Origin of the sequence: Sporanaerobacter acetigenes DSM 13106 (assembly GCF_900130025.1) — a bacterium.
Lineage (GTDB): Bacteria > Bacillota > Clostridia > Tissierellales > Sporanaerobacteraceae > Sporanaerobacter > Sporanaerobacter acetigenes.
In genome coordinates this window covers 17,648-36,710 of the sequence record NZ_FQXR01000013.1, presented here as the reverse complement: position 1 = coordinate 36,710, position 19,063 = coordinate 17,648, and the positions used below count along the sequence as shown (strand labels likewise).

Annotated in this window: 17 protein-coding genes; 14 read left to right on the top strand and 3 right to left on the bottom strand. The window is 32.6% G+C overall.

From position 1 onward, the window contains the following. The first annotated feature begins 8 nt into the window (after nucleotides 1-8). The 7 genes from BUA21_RS11335 (at nucleotide 9) to BUA21_RS11305 (ending at nucleotide 7,795) form a co-directional block, all read left to right on the top strand. Nucleotides 9-1,037, top strand: a complete 1,029-nt coding sequence (locus BUA21_RS11335; protein ID WP_352404704.1) for an ABC transporter ATP-binding protein — start codon at nucleotides 9-11, stop codon at nucleotides 1,035-1,037. After that, nucleotides 1,030-1,986, top strand: a complete 957-nt coding sequence (locus tag BUA21_RS11330) for an ABC transporter ATP-binding protein (RefSeq protein ID WP_072744951.1) — start codon at nucleotides 1,030-1,032, stop codon at nucleotides 1,984-1,986. Before BUA21_RS11335 ends, BUA21_RS11330 begins: the two co-directional genes overlap by 8 nt. A gap of 26 nt (nucleotides 1,987-2,012) precedes the next feature. Beyond that, nucleotides 2,013-3,401 (top strand): TldD/PmbA family protein, encoded by a 1,389-nt coding sequence (locus tag BUA21_RS11325; RefSeq protein WP_072744950.1) that lies wholly within the window; start codon nucleotides 2,013-2,015, stop codon nucleotides 3,399-3,401. Next, a complete protein-coding gene (locus tag BUA21_RS11320; RefSeq protein WP_072744949.1) occupies nucleotides 3,402-4,742 on the top strand; it encodes a TldD/PmbA family protein in 1,341 nt (446 codons plus the stop codon). Nucleotides 4,743-4,865: 123 nt separating this feature from the next. After that, entirely contained in the window at nucleotides 4,866-6,104 is a 1,239-nt protein-coding gene (locus tag BUA21_RS11315; RefSeq protein WP_072744948.1) for a metal-dependent hydrolase family protein, read from the top strand. An 88-nt stretch (nucleotides 6,105-6,192) separates the two neighbouring features. Continuing rightward, nucleotides 6,193-6,831 carry a sigma-70 family RNA polymerase sigma factor gene (locus BUA21_RS11310; RefSeq protein WP_234973712.1) on the top strand — a complete coding sequence of 213 codons (639 nt, stop codon included), beginning with the start codon at nucleotides 6,193-6,195 and terminating at the stop codon, nucleotides 6,829-6,831. After that, entirely contained in the window at nucleotides 6,824-7,795 is a 972-nt protein-coding gene (locus tag BUA21_RS11305) for a DUF4367 domain-containing protein (RefSeq protein ID WP_072744946.1), read from the top strand. The genes BUA21_RS11310 and BUA21_RS11305 overlap by 8 nt, the downstream gene beginning before the upstream one ends. An 80-nt stretch (nucleotides 7,796-7,875) precedes the next feature. On the opposite strand, the gene BUA21_RS11300 is transcribed toward BUA21_RS11305, so the two are convergent. Next, nucleotides 7,876-9,108, bottom strand: a complete 1,233-nt coding sequence (locus tag BUA21_RS11300; RefSeq protein WP_072744945.1) for a metallopeptidase TldD-related protein — start codon at nucleotides 9,106-9,108, stop codon at nucleotides 7,876-7,878. Between the two features lie 13 nt (nucleotides 9,109-9,121). Continuing rightward, the gene (locus BUA21_RS11295) at nucleotides 9,122-10,459 is read right to left on the bottom strand and encodes a TldD/PmbA family protein (protein ID WP_072744944.1); all 1,338 of its coding nucleotides are present in this window, start codon (nucleotides 10,457-10,459) and stop codon (nucleotides 9,122-9,124) included. 125 nt (nucleotides 10,460-10,584) lie between these two features. Here BUA21_RS11295 and BUA21_RS11290 point away from each other — a divergent pair, with 125 nt between their 5' ends. Continuing rightward, nucleotides 10,585-11,337, top strand: a complete 753-nt coding sequence (locus tag BUA21_RS11290) for an exodeoxyribonuclease III (RefSeq protein ID WP_072744943.1) — start codon at nucleotides 10,585-10,587, stop codon at nucleotides 11,335-11,337. 23 nt (nucleotides 11,338-11,360) lie between these two features. On the opposite strand, the gene BUA21_RS11285 is transcribed toward BUA21_RS11290, so the two are convergent. Further along, entirely contained in the window at nucleotides 11,361-12,710 is a 1,350-nt protein-coding gene (locus BUA21_RS11285) for a metallophosphoesterase (protein WP_072744942.1), read from the bottom strand. Between the two features lie 200 nt (nucleotides 12,711-12,910). Here BUA21_RS11285 and BUA21_RS11280 point away from each other — a divergent pair, with 200 nt between their 5' ends. The 6 genes from BUA21_RS11280 to BUA21_RS11250 all read left to right on the top strand — a co-directional run bounded on the left by BUA21_RS11280 (nucleotide 12,911) and on the right by BUA21_RS11250 (nucleotide 19,024). Further along, on the top strand, nucleotides 12,911-13,597 hold the full coding sequence (locus BUA21_RS11280; protein WP_072744941.1) for a phosphoribosylaminoimidazolesuccinocarboxamide synthase: 687 nt from the start codon (nucleotides 12,911-12,913) through the stop codon (nucleotides 13,595-13,597). Nucleotides 13,598-13,702: 105 nt separating this feature from the next. Further along, a complete protein-coding gene (locus BUA21_RS11275) occupies nucleotides 13,703-14,338 on the top strand; it encodes a GntR family transcriptional regulator (protein ID WP_072744940.1) in 636 nt (211 codons plus the stop codon). A gap of 179 nt (nucleotides 14,339-14,517) precedes the next feature. After that, the gene (locus tag BUA21_RS11270; RefSeq protein WP_072744939.1) at nucleotides 14,518-14,943 is read left to right on the top strand and encodes a GrdX family protein; all 426 of its coding nucleotides are present in this window, start codon (nucleotides 14,518-14,520) and stop codon (nucleotides 14,941-14,943) included. Between the two features lie 20 nt (nucleotides 14,944-14,963). Then, nucleotides 14,964-16,250, top strand: coding sequence for a glycine/sarcosine/betaine reductase component B subunit (locus BUA21_RS11265; RefSeq protein WP_072744938.1), 1,287 nt, complete (start codon nucleotides 14,964-14,966; stop codon nucleotides 16,248-16,250). A gap of 25 nt (nucleotides 16,251-16,275) precedes the next feature. Continuing rightward, nucleotides 16,276-17,583, top strand: a complete 1,308-nt coding sequence (gene grdB, locus BUA21_RS11260) for a glycine reductase complex selenoprotein B (RefSeq protein ID WP_084604275.1) — start codon at nucleotides 16,276-16,278, stop codon at nucleotides 17,581-17,583. 103 nt (nucleotides 17,584-17,686) lie between these two features. Continuing rightward, nucleotides 17,687-19,024 carry a sodium-dependent transporter gene (locus tag BUA21_RS11250; protein ID WP_072744935.1) on the top strand — a complete coding sequence of 446 codons (1,338 nt, stop codon included), beginning with the start codon at nucleotides 17,687-17,689 and terminating at the stop codon, nucleotides 19,022-19,024. Nucleotides 19,025-19,063: the final 39 nt, after the last annotated feature.

Sequence of the window (19,063 nt, the reverse complement as noted above, 5' to 3'; positions counted from 1 at the left end):
GAGGGATAATAGTGGAAAAAGTTTTAGAAGTGAAAAATTTGAAAATTTCTTTTCATACCTATGCAGGAGAAGTTAGAGCTGTAAGAGGTGTTGATTTTGATTTAGATAAAGGTGAAACTTTGGCATTGGTTGGTGAATCTGGTTGTGGGAAAACTGTAACGGCAAAAGCCATAATGAGATTGTTAAAAGTTCCTCCAGCTGAAATTAAGAAGGGGTCAGAAATTATATTTAATGGTGAAGATGTTTTAAAGATGTCTAAAAAAAGACTTAGCTCCTTTAGAGGAGAAGATGTAAGTATGATTTTTCAAGACCCGATGACTTCTTTAAATCCAACTATGACTATAGGTAATCAAATTATGGAAAGTTTAAGGATTCATAAAAAGTTGAATAAAAAAGAAGCGGAAAAAGAGGCTATAAGGCTTTTGGAATTGGTAAATATACCAAATGCAAGTGAAAGGATAAAGAGTTTTCCTCATCAACTTTCAGGTGGAATGAGGCAAAGGGTTATGATAGCTATTGCCCTATCTTGCAATCCTAAAATATTAATAGCCGATGAACCTACAACAGCTTTAGATGTGACTATACAAGCACAAATATTAGATTTGTTGAAAGAATTAAAGAAAGATTTTGAAACGGCTATAATACTTGTAACCCATGATTTAGGGGTTGTTGCCAACTTTGCAGATAAAATTCAAGTCATGTATGCAGGTCAAGTTGTGGAAAGAGGGACTAGGGATGAAATTTTTCAAAATAGTATGCATCCTTATACTTGGGCATTGTTGAGTTCTGTTCCACGATTAGATACTAAAGGTAAAGAAGAACTTTACGCATTAGGAGGAACCCCACCAGATTTGATACTTCCTCTAAAAGGTTGTCCTTTTAGTTCAAGATGTGAACATTGTATGGAAATATGTTTAGAAGAAAAGCCAGAGATAACAAAATTATCTGATACTCATAGTTTATCTTGTTGGTTACAACACCCCTATGCTCCTAAAACAGAAAGGCCAGAGGTATTGAGAGGTGAAAGAAATGAATAATGAAAATTTAATAGAAGTAGTAGATTTAAAAAAGTATTTTTCTGTAGGGAAAGATAGAACCTTAAAGGCTGTAGACAATGTTAGTTTTAGTATCAAAAAAGGTGAAACTCTTGGACTGGTAGGAGAATCTGGTTGTGGCAAGACTACTTGTGGAAGAACAGTATTGGGTATTTATCAAGCAACAGCTGGTCATGTATATTACAATGGAATGGATGTCCATGCTATGAATAGAGAAGAAAAACTTAAGTTCAAGAAAAGTGCTCAAATGATTTTTCAAGATCCCTATGCTTCATTAGACCCTAGAATGACTATAGGAGATATTATAGGTGAAGGTATGGATGTTCATATAAAATTAAGCCACAAGGAAAGACAAGGAAAGATTGACAACTTGTTGGGAAAGGTTGGTTTAACTAGTGAGCACAGTGCTAGATTTCCCCACGAGCTTTCCGGTGGTCAAAGACAGAGGATAGGCATTGCTAGAGCTTTGGCGGTGGAACCAGAGTTTATAGTATGCGATGAACCTATTTCTGCATTAGATGTATCTATTCAAGCTCAAATAGTTAATTTATTGATTAAATTGCAAAGAGAATTAGGTTTGACATATTTGTTTATATCTCATGACTTGTCAATGGTAAAACATATTTCTGATAGAGTAGGGGTAATGTATCTTGGCTCAATTGTAGAATTAGCCAGCAATCATGATTTGTATGAAAAACCATTGCATCCTTATACTCAAGCGTTGATATCGGCAATTCCTATACCAGATCCAGTGATAGAGGATAAGAGAAATAGGATAAAACTTGAAGGAGAAGTTCCAAGCCCTATCAATACTCCCGAAGGTTGCAAGTTTATGAAAAGATGCGTTCATGCAAAAGAAATATGCGGGAAAATAACTCCGGAGCTAAAAGAAATAGAAAAAAATCATTTTGTTGCTTGTCATCTTTTTTAGGGACGGACAGATTAGGAGAGATATAAATGTTAAATAAATCTATTATAGACGATATTTTTTATATGGCACTTTCCAATGGTGGTGATTTTGCAGAAGTCTTTATAGAAGACAATGCTACTACAGAAATTGCCACTGTTGGAGGTTGTATTGAAAATGGAATGAGTGGCAGAGATTATGGTATAGGCATTAGAATTTTTAGTGGGCTCAATAGCGTTTATGTTTATACAAATGATCTATCAAAGGACAATCTTATGAAAATTACGGAAAAAGCGTCAAAAGCAATTAAAGGAAATAAGAGAGACTTGATTGTGAACTTTGACAAAGTGGTAGAGCCCAATGTTCACAAGTACAAAATACTTCCTAGCGATGTAAAAATGAAGCATAAGGTAGAGCTTATGAAAAGAGCTACTTCTGCGGCAAAAAATTATGATGATGAAATATCTCAAGTGACAGTTAATTATCTGGATCAAGAGCAAAATGTGCTTATAGCTAATACGGAAGGAATTTTTGTAGAAGATAAAAGAGTCAGAACAAGGGCTTTGATATTGGTGACAGCGGAGTACAATGGGCAAATGGAAACTGGTTATGTAGGTCCTGGAGCTTTGATGGGATTGGAGTTTTACGACACTATAGATATTGAAGACTATGCAAGAGAAGCAGCCAGGACTGCTAAAACTATGGTACACGCAGACTATTGTCCTGCAGGAGTGATGCCTGTTGTAGTAGATAATGGTTTTGGTGGTCTAATGTTTCATGAAGCTTGTGGTCATAGTTTAGAAGCTTCATCTGTATCGAAAGGAATATCTGTTTTTTCAAATAAAATAGGAGAGCCAATAGCTTCTAATGTTGTTACATTGGTGGATGATGGTTCCATTGAAAACTCCTGGGGATCTCTTGGTGTAGATGATGAGGGCAAGAAAACCCAAAAAAATGTTCTTATTCAAAATGGAATCCTAAAAAGTTATATGATTGATAAATTAAATGGAAGAAGAATGGGCATGGAGTCTACAGCTTCAGGAAGAAGACAATCTTATAGATTTGCACCAACTTCAAGAATGACAAATACCTATATAGATAATGGAAGTAGTACGAGAGAGGAAATCATAGAGAGCACTGAATATGGATTATTTGCAAAATATATAAATGCCGGATCTGTAAATCCTGCTACAGGAGATTTTAATTTTTCCCTTTCAGAGGCCTATCTGATTGAAAATGGCAAGATAACTAAGCCTGTGAGAGGTGCTACTCTCATTGGAAATGGAAGCAAGATTCTCCAAGATGTAGATATGGTAGGAAACAATTTAGAAATAGGTCAAGGCTATTGTTTTGCAGCTAGTGGAGCAATATTCATAGGAGCGGGACAACCTACCATCAGAGTTAAATCAATGACTGTAGGTGGAAGGGAGGACGCATAAGTGGATATCCAATTGATATTTGATAGAGGCAAAGAATGTGGAATTGAAGACATGGAAGTTTATATGGTGAAGAATTCTTCTATGAACATAAATATATATGAAGGAAATTTAGAAGGTTACAGCATAGCGGAAGAAAATGCTTTGTCTATAAGAGGAATATATAAAGGCAAAATGGGATATTCCTACACTGAAAAGATAGAAGAGGATTCTATAGAAGAGCTTCTTGGGAATTTGATTCAATATGCAGAAAGCAATGAAAAAGAATATATTGAAGTATTGGCGGAACCAAAAGAACAATACAAAGATGCAAAAGAAAAAAATGATAAATTGAGCAAGTATACAGAAGAAGAAAAAATAGATTTTCTAAAATCTATTGAAAAAGAAGCTCTTAATTTTGACAAAAGGATAAGCATAGTTGAAAATTGTAGCTATGAAGAATATACAAATTCTGTATTTATAAAAAATACAAAGGGATTAGAATTAGAAGATAAATATAGTATTGGAATTTTAAATCTTTCTGTTGTAGCTAAAGATGGAGAAGATGTTCAAACAGGCTATTCATATATGGTTATTGATGATTTGTCAGATGAATATAAAAATACTTTAGTAAGAGATGCTGTAAATGATGGTATAAATATGCTTAAAGCTACAACTATAGCATCGGGAAACTATGAAATAATACTTAGAAACAATGTAGTGGCTAATTTATTTAATTCTATGTCTCGAGTTTTTCTTGGGGATGTAGTACAAAGAAATTTATCTATGATGAAAGGCAAGATTGGAGAAAAAGTAGGTAGTGATTTACTAAATATAGTGGAAGATCCTCTACTTAATAATGGAATGATTTCTAGAACCTTTGATGATGAAGGCAATCCTACATTTTCTAAATATATAATTGAGAAGGGAATACTTAAGACTTTTCTTCACAATACAAAAACCGCTGAAAAAGAAGGATTAGAATCAACGGGAAATGGATTTAGAATTTCTCATAAAGGATCTATAGGAGTTTTACCAACCAATATGTATATTGAAAAAGGAGATTCTACTCTAGAAGATATGATAGATTCTATGGATATGGGAATTATGATTACAGACATACAAGGACTACATGCAGGAATCAATCCAACATCAGGAGATTTTTCACTGTCTTCTAGCGGATTTTTAATAGAGAAAGGTCAAATTTCTAAACCAATTTGCCAAATAACTATTGCAGGAAATTTCTATAAATTGTTAGTTAATATAACTGCTATAGGGAATGATACTAAATTTTCTTTCCCAATGATGAACTATTTTGGCTCCCCCTCTATAAAACTAAATAGTTTAACAGTAGCAGGAAACTAGAAGAAGATGGTATATGCCATCTTCTTCTAACTTTTAATACCTATACAAGGTTATTGATAAGGACTCTTAAATAGAGTACAATATAAATTGGAATGAAATCAAGAAACAGCAGGAGGGAGAAAAATGAAGAAGGTTGCATTTTTAGGTGGTTTACTGATAGATGGTACTGGAAGAGAACCAGTTAAAAATTCATTGGTACTTGTTGAAGACAAAAAAATTCAATATGCTGGACCGATGGTGGAATTTGGAGAAGATTATGAGAAAATAGATATTACTGGAAAAACTATTATGCCAGGTCTTATTGATACTCATCTTCATTTTAGTGGAAATCTAACTGATGATGATTCAGACTGGGTTCTTGAACCAGTTATCCAAAAGACAATAGTTGCTGTAGCGCAAGCTCGTGAAGCACTAGAGCATGGACTTACATCTGTAGGAGAAATTTCTCGTTCGGGTATACATATTCGAAATATGATTGAAGCAGGTGTTATTCCTGGACCAAGAGTAGTTACTTCTGGACTTGGATTTTGCAGAACAGCAGGACATGGAGATTCTCATAGATTGCCACTAGAATACAATGATGCTTCTCATCCTTGGGCTGAACGTGTAGATGGTCCTTGGGAACTTAGAAAAGCTGTGAGAAGAAGAATTCGTGAAAATCCAGATGCTATCAAAATTTGGTCAACAGGTGGAGGAATATGGAGGCACGACGCAAAGGCTGATCCTCATTATTGTATGGAAGAAATTCAAGCAGTTGTTGATGAAGCTAATATGGTAGGACTACCTGTATGGTCTCATGCCGAAGGGTATGAAGGAGCACTAAATTCTTGTAAGGCTGGAGTATCAGCTATCATTCATGGTCAAGAACTAAATGAAGAATGTCTCCAAATAATGAAAGAAAAAGATATTACATTTTGTCCGACTCTTCAATTCTTCTATGAATGGTTTACTGTATATGAACCACCATATAGACCAATTCATGACAAGTATCCAGGGAAAACTACTGCTGAAAAAGAACTAAATCGCATTATTGACAATTTGCAAAATGCCAATAAAAAGGGTATTAGAATCACAGTAGGTTCTGATTCTTTCTGTAGTAGTTTGACCCCATATGGCAAATATGCTATTACTGAAATATATACACTTAACAAATCAGGACTAACAGAAATGGAAACTATAATGGCTGCAACTAAAAATGGTGCTGAAATGCTTAAAATAGATGATATAACAGGAACTCTTGAAAATGGTAAGTTTGCTGATTTACTTGTTCTTGATGGGAATCCATTAGAAGACATTCATAATATTGCTGTTGAAAAAATGGAAGTTATAATGAAAGAAGGAGAATTTGTTAAAAGAGCATAGTGAATAAAAAAAGATTTCAAGGTCAAACTTGAAATCTTTTTTTATTCATAATATATGTAATGAAACCTAAAAATTTTCGTATTAACATATGAGTAAGTTAAAATACTTGGTGCCAAGTAGAGAGTTAAGGAGGATTTTAAAGGAGGATTTTAAAAAGATGCAGCAGCTTACTTTGATCAATTCTTTGGACAAAAAGGAAACTAGAGAAGATTCATATGAACAAAAAGACCTAGCTTACATTTTTGAAACCTACTACAAAAGAGTTTATAACTTTATATATTATAGGGTTGGTTGTCAATACACAACAGAAGATCTGACTAGTCAGGTGTTTGAAAAGGTAATGATGAAAATAAGCACATATTCTGAAAATAAATCTCCATTTGAAGTATGGCTATTTGCTATAGCTAGGAACGTAGTAAATGATTATTATAGAAGTTTTAAAAAGCATAAGTTTTTTTCTCTTGATACAATTAAAAATTTGGTATCAAAGGGGAAAACTCCAGAAGATGTATTAGAAATAGCAGAAACAAATGACAAACTTTTAAGGGCTTTAAATACTTTGGATATGAGAGAAAGGAATATTGTGGCACTTAAATTTGGTGCGAATTTAAAAAACATTGAAATTGCAGAGATATTAGAGCTTACTGAAAGTAATGTTGGAGTGATACTTTACCGTACTATGAGAAAGTTAAAAAGTGAATTGGAAAGAGAGGATATATATGAATAAAAGAAATATTGAAGGTATGTTTTCTAAAGAGATGGATGCTTATGCTAATGGAATAGAAAGGTCAAAAAAAGTACAATCAGAAGAATACAATGAACTATTAGAACTAGGTAAAAAATTAACAGATAATGATTTTAGTAAAAATAGCAACAAAGAAGAAGTATTTAATAAAACTTTAAAAAATATTAATAAGTATAGAGGAGAGGATAATGTGAAAAAATCAAATAAAACCAGACATAATGTTGCTAAAGTTGCATCTTTTGCATTGGTGTGTATATTAGGTTTTTCTATAATGCAAACATCCTTTGCACAGGATTTTGTAAATAAAATAGTAAAGACAATATCTCTTGGGCATATAACAATAGTGCAAGAAGAGCCTTCAGATGTAAAATCATGCCCTGTTCCAGCTGAATTGAAAGGTAAGATATTTGATAAAGATGGAAAGCCAGTAGAAGAGCTTTCAGTAGATAAGCTACAGAAAATATATACTGTTGATGGTGAAGAAATTGCTTATATTGGTTCAAATGGAGAGATAATAACTGTAGCTGAAGACGAGAAGATGAGGGAAGAAGAGTATTTAGTAGTTAAAGATTCTAATGAATTAAATGACTATACTTGTTTTAATGTTATACTTCCAAGCTATTTACCAGATGGTTTTACATTTGATAGAGCAGAATTGTATAAGGATGAAGATGGTACTGTTGAAAATAGTAAGTATATTGATTTATATTTTACAAATGAGAAAACAGGAAAGTATATTTTTATGCAACAGAGATTTGCTGATGAAGAAACTGGGTATGTAACAGGTGCAAATAAGGTTGAAGAAGTAAAAATTAATGGTGTAGATACTATTATATCTGATGATAGGGATATTGCTTGGGAAGCTAATGGTGTACTTTATAATATATTAGGTAGAGGGGAAATCACTAGAGCAGAATTAATAAGGATTGCAGAATCTATAAAATAAGTTTGGAGAAAACATATGGGATACCATAAATAAAAAAATATCTTAGTGCTTTGCACTAAGATATTTTTTTAAAAGACAGCTTATATTTCCGATACTTTCATATCCATTATTAAGAATCTGCTATTTAAAACAGGACTTATAGTGTTTTTGCTTACACCTCTAAAAGAATTTCCAAACATATCAAAGACATTTGAAGATACATTTAGTTCAGGAAGTCTTCCTACAAATTTTTCTCCATCAAACAAAAAGGCCAATTGCACAGGAGTCCCAAAATTCCCTTCAGGGGTAAAGTCTCCACCTGAGGCCATTAGTACGAAGATTCCCATTTCACCGCCCAACAATTCCTTGGCAGTTTTTTCTGATTCTTTAATTTTCAATTCTGGAATTCCCAATGTAGGTACTCCGTCATATTCGCTAGTTGCAGCTCCGGTTAAATCTAGATTATATTTTTTAGCTGTTTTTTTATCTGTATAGGGTGTCACAACAACACCATTTTCAATTAGAGTATATCTATAGTCTTTATTTATAACTCCTTCTGCATCAAAGAATGGAAGGAAGGTGTCTAAAGGATTGTTGTTTTGATATAATGTAAAGTTTTCATTGAATACCTTTTTTCCTTTTTTGACGCTTAACAATGAACTATTGCTGCCAAAGTTATTTCCATCTAAATCCTGAACAAGTTTTTTAATAGGCAAAGTTTCATCTGTAGCAAATACAACAGGGAATATTTCTTTTTTTGGAAGATCCACTTTGTTTTTGTAAGCATTACATACATGGTTGATATCTTTTAATGCCAAAGAGCGATCATATTTTCTTCCCCAGAAACCTACAAAGCCATCCATTATGTTTACAGATTTTTTTTCTTTAAATAACAATTCTAAAGATATGATTTTATCTTTGTATGCTAAATTAAGGCCCTTGTCATTTATGAGTTTAATATTATATTCATTGAGATTAAATTTATGAGAGAAATAGAAGTCAGATTGCTCTTTTCTAAGTACACTCAACAGTTCTTCAAGTTCTTCTACCAATTTATCTTCTTCGATTATTCTTAAAGAAAAATCTTCATTTTTTATTTTGTTTTCTTCAGGTTCATATTCATAAGGGATTTTATTGTCAAGGGTAGCTTTTGCCCTTTTTTCCAATTCGGTTTCTTCATAATTTCCAATAGCACCTGCATATCCGATATATCCATTGTCGTATATTCTAAGTCCTGTTTTTTCAATATCTTTGTGTCTAATAGAATCTATTCTGGTTTGATTGACATTGATTGATACTTCTTTAACTCTACTTATATATTTTTCTTTCACCACTTATTTCCACCTCCTATTGAACATTTAGATTTTTAACTCTGACGAAAGGTCCGCCAAAGCCTACTGGTAGAGGGAATTGTTCCATTTTTCCACATCCGCCCAATATAAAGCAAAGTATTTCAACTTCATCAGAAAGTCCGTCTATTTCATTTAAAGTTTCCATTACATTTCCAGTGACTACTGAAATATTCACTGGCTCTGCAATTTTTCCATTCTTTATATAATAGGCAAGGGATGGTGCTATTGTGAAAGTTGACATTCCAGAACCGTGTTTGATGGTTTCGATATATATTCCATCTTTGACTTCAGAGAACAATTCATCTTTTGTTTTATTTCCAGTTTCTATATATGTGGTTGTCATCCTAACTATAGGCTCATACTCAAAATTTATTGCCCTAGCATTTCCCGTCAATTCTTCTTCTAAATAATAAGCTGTAGTGCCACTGTGAAGTCGTCCACTAAGTATACCATCTTTTATGAGATAGGTTTTTTCTGCCTTTGTCCCTTCATCATCAAAAGGTATATATCCACTTCCGCTTACATTGCCATCATCTACAATAGAGAGTATATTGCTTCCTACCTTTTTTCCTATAGCCCATTCTTTTTTCATGGTTTCATCGCCTATCATAAAGTCAGATTCACTTTTATGTCCAAAGCTTTCATGGGCAAATACTCCTGCAGCTAATGGAGATAGTATGACTGTATATTTTCCTGGTTCAACAGCTTGAGAATTCAATAGAAAATCTTTACATTTTTTGATATAGGATTTACATTCTTCTGTTTTGCTTTTTATATCATCAAAGTTGTTGGAAGACTTTTGAAAACTCTCTGAAAATCTTTTTTCATCTTGAACAAATTGCATCTTTATGGAGAGACCAACAACTTGTGTATCATATAGAACCTTTGCACCTTTGCTGGAATAGAATTCTTTGTTTGTTTTTTTATCTACATAGATGGTCTTCCAAAGTTTAATGAGTTCATTTTCTTTTAGTATTGGGAAGTATTCTTTTAGTAAATTTTGTTTTTCATCAATTCCAATTTTAGCTACATCATTATCTTTAAATTTAATTAAATTTTCTACATTTGTTTGAAATTTTGCAACAATGGGATTTTCGTTTATTTTTTCATTGGGCTTTGCATAGGAAGATAGAGAATCTATTTCTTTTTGGATATTTTCTATATTTGATGTAGAACTATAATACCATCTTTCTCCATCAAATATCCTTATAAAAGCTGCTTTATAACTTCTGATTTTAGATTCTTCAATTTCTCCCATAGCGTAGATAATTTTTGTTTCATATACATCTTCTATGCGCACATCTGTATATAGATCTTTTGGGAAATTGAACATAAGCAAACCTCCTTTTAGATTGCTAATATCATATAAGTATATTCTATCATATTAGCTGATATTAGTTTTAAAATATTATGTTATAATAAAATAAAGCATACCTATAGGAAAAAGGAGGGCAGAGTATGAAACTTATTTCTTGGAATGTAAATGGAATAAGAGCTTGCGTGAAAAAAGGATTTTTAGACTACTTTGAAGAAGTAGATGCAGATATTTTTTGTATTCAAGAGACGAAATTGCAAGAGGGTCAGATAGAGCTAGATTTAAAAGGATACTATGACTATTGGAACTATGCAGAGAAAAAAGGCTATTCGGGTACAGCCGTATTCACAAAGGACAGGCCTTTATCTGTTAAATATGGAGTAGGTATTGAAGAACATGACAAAGAAGGAAGAGTTATAACATTGGAATATGAAGATTTTTATCTAGTCAATGTATATACACCAAATAGTCAGAGAGAACTGGCAAGACTTGAATATAGAATGGATTGGGAAGATATGTTTAGAAATTATTTATTAGAATTAGATTCCAAAAAGCCTGTCATTATATGTGGGGATTTGAATGTAGCCCATAAGGAAATAGACTTAAAAAATCCAAGTTCAAATAGGAAAAATGCAGGTTTTACTGATGAAGAAAGAGGAAAAATGACGGAGCTTTTAGATTCTGGTTTTATAGATACATTTAGATACTTTTACCCTGACAAGGAAGATGCCTATACTTGGTGGTCATATATTACAAAAGCCAGAGAAAGAAATGCTGGTTGGAGAATTGATTATTTTCTTGCATCTAAAGAGCTTAAAGATAGATTCATAGGTGCAGATATTCATTCAGATATTATGGGTAGCGATCATTGCCCTGTAGTCCTTGAGATAAAATAAAAGGTCAGCAATTTGTTGACCTTTTATTTTTGATGATTTGGAATGTGGAGTTTATTGTTATCTGTTTTCTTTTCACATAACATGTGTATGCCATAATCTTTCAACAGGCTTGGAGACGCTTTTTTTAGCAATTTATATCCTTCTGTATTTTTAATTTCATCAACATTTGTGTTTTTTACACCACTATAATAATTTAAATTGAGCATAGCAAGGGTTTTGGATATTTTTTGCATTTCTTCATCGGTATATTTTCCCATCTGCAACAATTTATCATAAAAATTGTGATAGGACTGTTCCATAAAAGCTTCTTTAGAGTAGCTTTTAAAATTTAAGAGATTTTCATCTTGTATACCTTTTTTATTTGCCCAGTTTTCTATATCTACTCTACATGTATTGTAGTCATATCCATTTTTTAGAGAATAATTAAGAACTCCATATTGTTGAGGATATACACATAAGGCACTTGTAGCAATGTCGTAAATACTTTTTTCATCTTTTTCATAAGTGGAAATGTCTTGTATATGTATATGTCCTGTCAAGACTAAATCTATATCACAATTTTGAAATACTTCTACTGCCGTTGAGTTATTTTCCAATGTAAATCCTTTGGTTATGATTTGGCAATGGTCTAACAGGCTATGATGCATCACAGCTATGAGTTTTGCGTTTTCTTTTTTTGCCATATTGCTGCATTCTTCTATCCATTCAAAGGTTTCTTCACTTAAATATCCACATGTTTCAGGGAAACCTAATATCATATTATCTTTATATTTAGTAGTGTCTAACATCAATATCCATAGATGTTTTGTAGGAGAGGCAAGATAGCTTAAAGAGCCTTTATCTCTTGAAATAGCTTCATCATAGCCAAAGTCTCCATATATTTTGACAAAATCTCTTTTAGTTATGGTATCTACTTTAAAATTTTCATTGCCTTTAAAACTTCTGGCCCAAGGGTTTTTTAAATCGTGATTTCCTGGGATCACATATACAGAAGTACCAGCCTTTTCAATCCTTTTAAGTTTTTTTGCAAGTTCTATATGACTTTCTTTTTCACCGTTATTTGTCAAGTCGCCACTTATGATTAGAATATCTGGTTTCTTTACCTTTATATCATATATAAAGGCTTCTACTATTTCATCAATATAATTTAATTGCTTTCCATCCCCATATCTCATGAATTTTTGAAAAGCTTCTCCTTTATCAGTTAATTCAGGAGCTAAATAATGAATATCTGTTGCTACAAAAAAGGATATACATTCATTACATTTACATACAGATGTCTCTTTTGAATTGGCATCCCTTGTGTTACAACTAACAATACATATTGCAATCAAAGAGATGATGAGGATTAGCGATATTTTTCTAATATTCATATTACCCACCTTTTATTTTATAACTAGATATTACCTTGTTTTGACAATATTATATCATATATTTACATATTTATTTTGAAAAGGGATAAAACTAAAATAATATTTTAAATATATTGTAATTGATTTTTAGAAAAAAGATGATATATAATATAACATATAAAACATTATAGATAAAAATTTTAAAAAAGGAGCTAATAGCCATGAACATTGTTTACGAAGGTAAGACAAAAGATGTATATTCTTTAGAAGACGGAAATTATTTACTTAAGTTTAAAGATGATGTGACAGGTGAAAATGGTGTATTTGATCCAGGGGCAAATACAGTTGGGCTTACTATGGAAGGAGCAGGTAAAGCTGGACTTAGACTTACAAAACATTTTTTTGAATTGCTAAATGAAAAAGGAATACCTACTCACTATATAGATGCAAATATCGAAGAATCAACTATGACAGTAAAACCAGCTAAAGTGTTTGGAAATGGCATTGAAGTAATATGCCGTTATAGAGCAGTGGGAAGTTTTTTACGCAGATATGGCATGTATACAGAAGAAGGTCAGCCTCTAGATGCTTTTGTTGAAGTGACTCTTAAAGATGATCTTCGTCAAGATCCTCCTATTACTGAAGATGCACTTGATATGCTGGGAATATTATCTAAAGATGAATACAAAGTATTAAAAAATTTAACACAGAAAATAGGAGATATTGTAAAGGAAGAGTTGGCTAAAAAAGGTATTGAATTATATGATATAAAATTTGAATTTGGTAGAATAGGTCAAAAGGATGAAATTGCTCTAATAGATGAAATATCAGGTGGGAATATGAGGGCATATAAAAACGGTAAGTATATAGAACCATTAAAATTAGAAAAACTTATGTTAGAAGACTAATTATTTAAATTTTTGATACTCTAATTTTACTCATTGCATAAAAAGTTATATATTTATATAATAATGAGTAGTATTATAAATATAATTCATGAGGGGTTATGTACTGTGGGTAAAATTGATACAGATAAAATTTATGAAGTGTTAAAAAGAAGAATAATTGAATTAGAGTATGAACCGGGTGAGGTATTAAACGAGATCGACGTGGCTAATGAATTTGATATAAGTAGAACTCCTATAAGGAAAATATTTCAACAATTGAGCAATGACAAATTACTCAATATAATTCCTAGGTTTGGAGCTCAGGTTACATCTATTGATTTCAAATATATGAAATCAGTTTTTGAAGTAACTAGAATATTAGATCCTTATGCAGCAAGGTTAGCTACAGAAAGGATTTCAGATGAAAATATTCATGAGTTGGAAACCATACTATATCGTCTTGAATCTTACGATATAGTTGAAGATTATCAAGAGGCAATAAATGATGATGAAAGATTTCACAACATCATATTTTTAAGCAGTGAAAATCCTTGTTTAGGTGAGGTTCTCAATAGTCTCCATATACACACTGAAAGATTATGGCATTATTCTGAACAATATATAGATTCCATGGATATATTTACTGATACATTGGGGAAAGTCCTGGAAGCTATAAAAGAAAAAGATATGGATATGGCAGAAAAATATGCAAGAGAACATATTGATGCGTTTGTGGAAAAAATAAAGCAAGAAATGCTTTAAAAAAATTTTTTTAGGGAAAGTCCTAGAATTGTTTTATTTTAAAATAATTCTAGGACTTTTTTTGTCAAAAACTCCAACAAAAGAATGTAGAATTTTTAACAAAATTCTCAAAAGGGGTTGAAGGATTCCTTAAACATATATATAATATACTTATCAAATATTTGTAGTATACAAGTAAAATACAAAATGTTTTATTTTATTTTGAAAGGAGGCGAAGAAAAGCGAATTTTCTAATAGTTACGAACAATCCACGCGTAAAAGAAAAGTATGAGAATGTGTATTTTGTAGAAGGATCATTTCTAGATGTACTGATAAGTGTTAGAGATTTGGTTCATAAAGGTTTTGTATTGGTGAGTCATCCACTTGGCGCAAGTATTAGAATGCTTTTTTCTCCTTATCGCTCTATAATAGTTGGAGAAAAAGTAGAAGAAATCAATATTTTTAGTGTAGAGATCATTGAAAACAGCATTATTAGCTATAAAAAACATATGGAAAAAAGGAAAGTGGACTGGGACAACAAGGAAGACTACCAATTAATTGACAATGAACTTTTGGGATCAACAATAAAAAGTTTAAATAGCAATTCTTATGAAAGTTTTATTTAAAAAATTCGGAGGTGATTTGCTTGAAATTAGAACTTAGAAGAATCCACATAAAAGATATACAGTTTGGGGATAAACTTGCTGTAGAAAATGGGGTTCTAACTGTAAACAAAGAGGATTTAATTGAAAAGCTTAAGGAAGATGAAAGAATCAAAGATGTAAAAGTTGATATTGCAAGACCAGGAGAAAAGGTAAGAATTATTCCAGTAAAAGACGTAATAGAGCCTAGAGTAAAAATTGAAGGAGCAGGAAATGGTTTCCCTGGAGCATCAACTAAGATAGCTCAACTTGGAGATGGAAAAGTCAATGTACTATATGGTGCAGCTGTTGTTACAGTTGGAGATATTGTAGGTTTCCAAGAAGGTGTTGTTGATATGTGGGGAGAAGGAGCAAAATGGACACCTTTTTCCAAAACTTATAATCTAGTTGTAGATATAACTCCTGTTGAAGGATTGGATCCACATACTCATGAGGCTACTGTAAGACTTGCTGGTCTTAAGGCAGCAGAATTTATTGGTGAAGCAGGAAGAGCAGTTGAACCAGATGAAGTTTTAACTTATGGAATGGAAAGCAATGCTGTAGAAACTAAAAAATATCCAAATTTGCCAAAGGTATTATATGTAGAAATGCTTATTTCACAAGGATTGCTTCATGATGGATATATATATGGTGTAAATAGTCAACTTATATTACCTACGCTTATTCATCCAAATGAAGAACTTGATGGTGCTGTAATCAGTGGAAATTGTGTAGCGGCTTGTGACAAGATTACAACTTATCAACATCAAAACAATTCAGTAATATTAGATTTATATGCACAACATGGAAAGACAATAAACTTTTTAGGAGTAATATTAACTCCAGAGCTTACTACTTTGGAAGGTAAGTTTAGAACTTGTGATTATACGGCAAAATTATGTAAGACTCTTGGAGCAGATGGCGTTATCGTATCAGAAGAAGGTTATGGAAATCCAGACTCAGACTTAGTTATGATTTGTAAGAGATTGGAAAATGCAGGAATAAAAACTGCTCTAATCACTGATGAATGTTCAGGAAGAGATGGAATGAGTCAACCTTTGACAGATACAGCAAGTGAAGCGGTAGCTGTTGTATCCACAGGAAATGTAAGCCATGTTGTTACATTGCCACCTGCTGATAAAGTAATAGGAAGTGCTGAAAGCATAGCTACTCTAGCAGGTGGATGGGATGGAGCTCTATTGGAAGATGGAACTTTGATGTGCGAGCTAAATGCTGTAATAGGAGCTACTTCAGAAATAGGATATCATAATTGTACAGTTAAATTGTACTAATCATATGGAAGGGAGGATGTAGAATATGGCAGAGAAATACAAAGTACTATACTATGTAAATCAGTTTTTTGGTCAAATAGGTGGAGAGGATAAGGCAGGAATAGAGCCTATGTATAAAGAAGAAACCGTAGGGCCAGCATTAGGATTTAATGGACTTATAAGTGAAGAGGGAGAAGTAATAGGTACTATTATTTGTGGAGACAACTATTTCAATGAAAACAAAGAAGAAGCTATGAAATTTATTCTTGACATAGTTAAAAAGACTAATCCAGATATAGTAGTTACAGGACCCGCTTTCAATGCAGGGAGATATGGAATGGCTTGTGGGGAAATTGCAAAAGCTATTGTAGAACAATTAAATATTCCTGCAGTGACTGGAATGTATGCTGAAAACCCAGGGGTAGATGTTTGTAAGGGACAAGTAATAATTGCTAGTACATCTGATTCAGCAGCAGGAATGAGAAAAGCATTACCAGTTATGGCAAATATAGTTAAGAAGGTAGTTAAAGGTGAAAAATTAGGATTTCCAGAAGAAGAAGGTTATATACCACAAGGAAAGAGACTTACTATTTTTTCAGATAAGAGAGGATCACAAAGAGCTGTAGAAATGCTTTTAGCTCGCTTGAATGATGAGCCTTTTGAAACTGAACTTCCAATGCCTGTATTTGACAAAGTAAATCCTGCTGAAGCTATAAAGGATTTAAGTAAAGCAACTATAGCATTAGTTACTAGTGGAGGTATTGTACCAAAAGGAAATCCTGATAGAATTCAATCTGCAAGTGCTCAAAAATGGGGCAAATATGACGTAAGTGGGAAAGATGGCCTTGGAGCAGATTATTGTACTATTCATGGTGGTTATGACCCAGTATATGCAAATGAAATACCTGACAGGGTTGCACCATTAGATTTGTTAAAACAATATGAAAAAGATGGAGTTATAGGAAAGGTTTATGAATATTTCTATACTACTACAGGTACAGGAACATCTGTTGGCAATGCTATGAAATTTGGAACAGAAATTGGTAAAGAGTTAAAAGAAGCTGGAGTAGATGGAGTTATCTTAACTTCTACCTGAGGCACTTGTACACGTTGCGGTGCAACAATGGTAAAAGAAATTGAAAGATATGGTCTACCTATAGTTCATATGGCTACTATTACGACAATTTCTCAATCTGTAGGAGCAAATAGAATAGTTCCAACAGTTGCAATTCCTCATCCAGTAGGGAATCCAAGTCTTCCACATGAAGAAGAAATGGATTTAAGACGCAAACTAGTTAAAAAGGCATTAGATGCATTACAAACAGAAGTTAGCGAACCTACTCAATTTGAATAAAAAGTTTAATACACTTGGACCCTCTTTAGAGGGTTCAAGTTGGAAATTAATGCTCTAATATTCTGTAAACGTTTGTATACAAAAAAATAGAGGAGTGAGGAAAATGGAGAAAAGAGAAAGTTGGGGAAGTAGATTTGGATTTATAATGGCGGCTGCAGGTTTTTCTATAGGCCTTGGAAATATATGGAGATTTCCATATTTAACAGGTGTCAATGGTGGAGGAGCTTTTGTATTTGTATATTTAATAATTTGTGTATTGATAGGTATTCCTTTGTTTACAATGGAAATGAGTTTAGGAAGAAAGACTCAAATGAGTTCAGTAGAAGGTATGAGATCCCTTACTAAAAAGGGTAGTCCTTGGGTATTGTTTGGCTGGTTTGGAGTACTTTCAGCTTTTATTATCTTGACTTATTATATGCAAATAATGGGATGGATATTAGCTTATTTATTTAAGATGATTTCAGGCAGTTTGGCTGGTCTTACGGCAGAAGGATATACACAAGCTTTTGCTGATTTTACATCCAATACTGGTGCAGTAGCTGGGGCTACATTAGCATGTGTTATAATTGTTGGACTTATTTCAGCTAAGGGGCTAGAGAAAGGTATAGAAAAAGCATGTAAAATAATGATGCCTACATTGTTCACAATGCTTATCATATTAGCTATAAGATCATTGACTTTGCCTGGAGCAATGGAAGGACTTAAATGGTATTTAAGAGTTGATTTTTCAAAGATAAATGGACAGGTTTGGCTTGATGCACTAGGTCAATGTTTCTTCTCTATAGGTATAGCTAGTGGTGGAGCATTTATATATGGTAGTTATCTTAAAAAAGATAGTGATATACCAACAGACGGACTTATTATAATAGGATTTGATACATTGGCGGCATTGATAGCAGGATTAGTTATGTTCCCAGCAATATTCGCATTAGGACTTGAGCCAGATGCAGGAGCAAGTTTATTATTTGTTACTATGTCAAATCTATTTTCACATTTGCCAGCAGGCAGTTTCTTTGGTGGAATGTTCTTCTTATTGGTATTCTTTGCTGCACTTTCTTCTGCATTAGGATACTTAGAACCTATAGTTACAACTGGAACAGAACTATTTAAGATGGATAGGAAAAAAGCTGTATGGGTGAGTTTGGCTCTTATATTCATCATAGGATTTCCAACTATAATGGCTCAAGGACCATGGGCAGATATAAAAATTGGAGGAAGAAATTTCTTTGATTTCGCAGATTATTTATCTGGGAATATTATGATGCCTTTAGGTGCATTGATATTGTCCTTATATACATTATTTGTTTGGAAATTCGATAAATATCAAGAAGAGACAAATATTGGAGCAGCTAAATTTAAAGTATATGATTGGTGGGCTATATTAGTTAAATTTGTTATCCCAGTAGCATTGGTTATAATATTTACTACAGGAGTATTTTAATAAGTAAAAAATTGTATATAAAAGTAGATTTAAAAATTA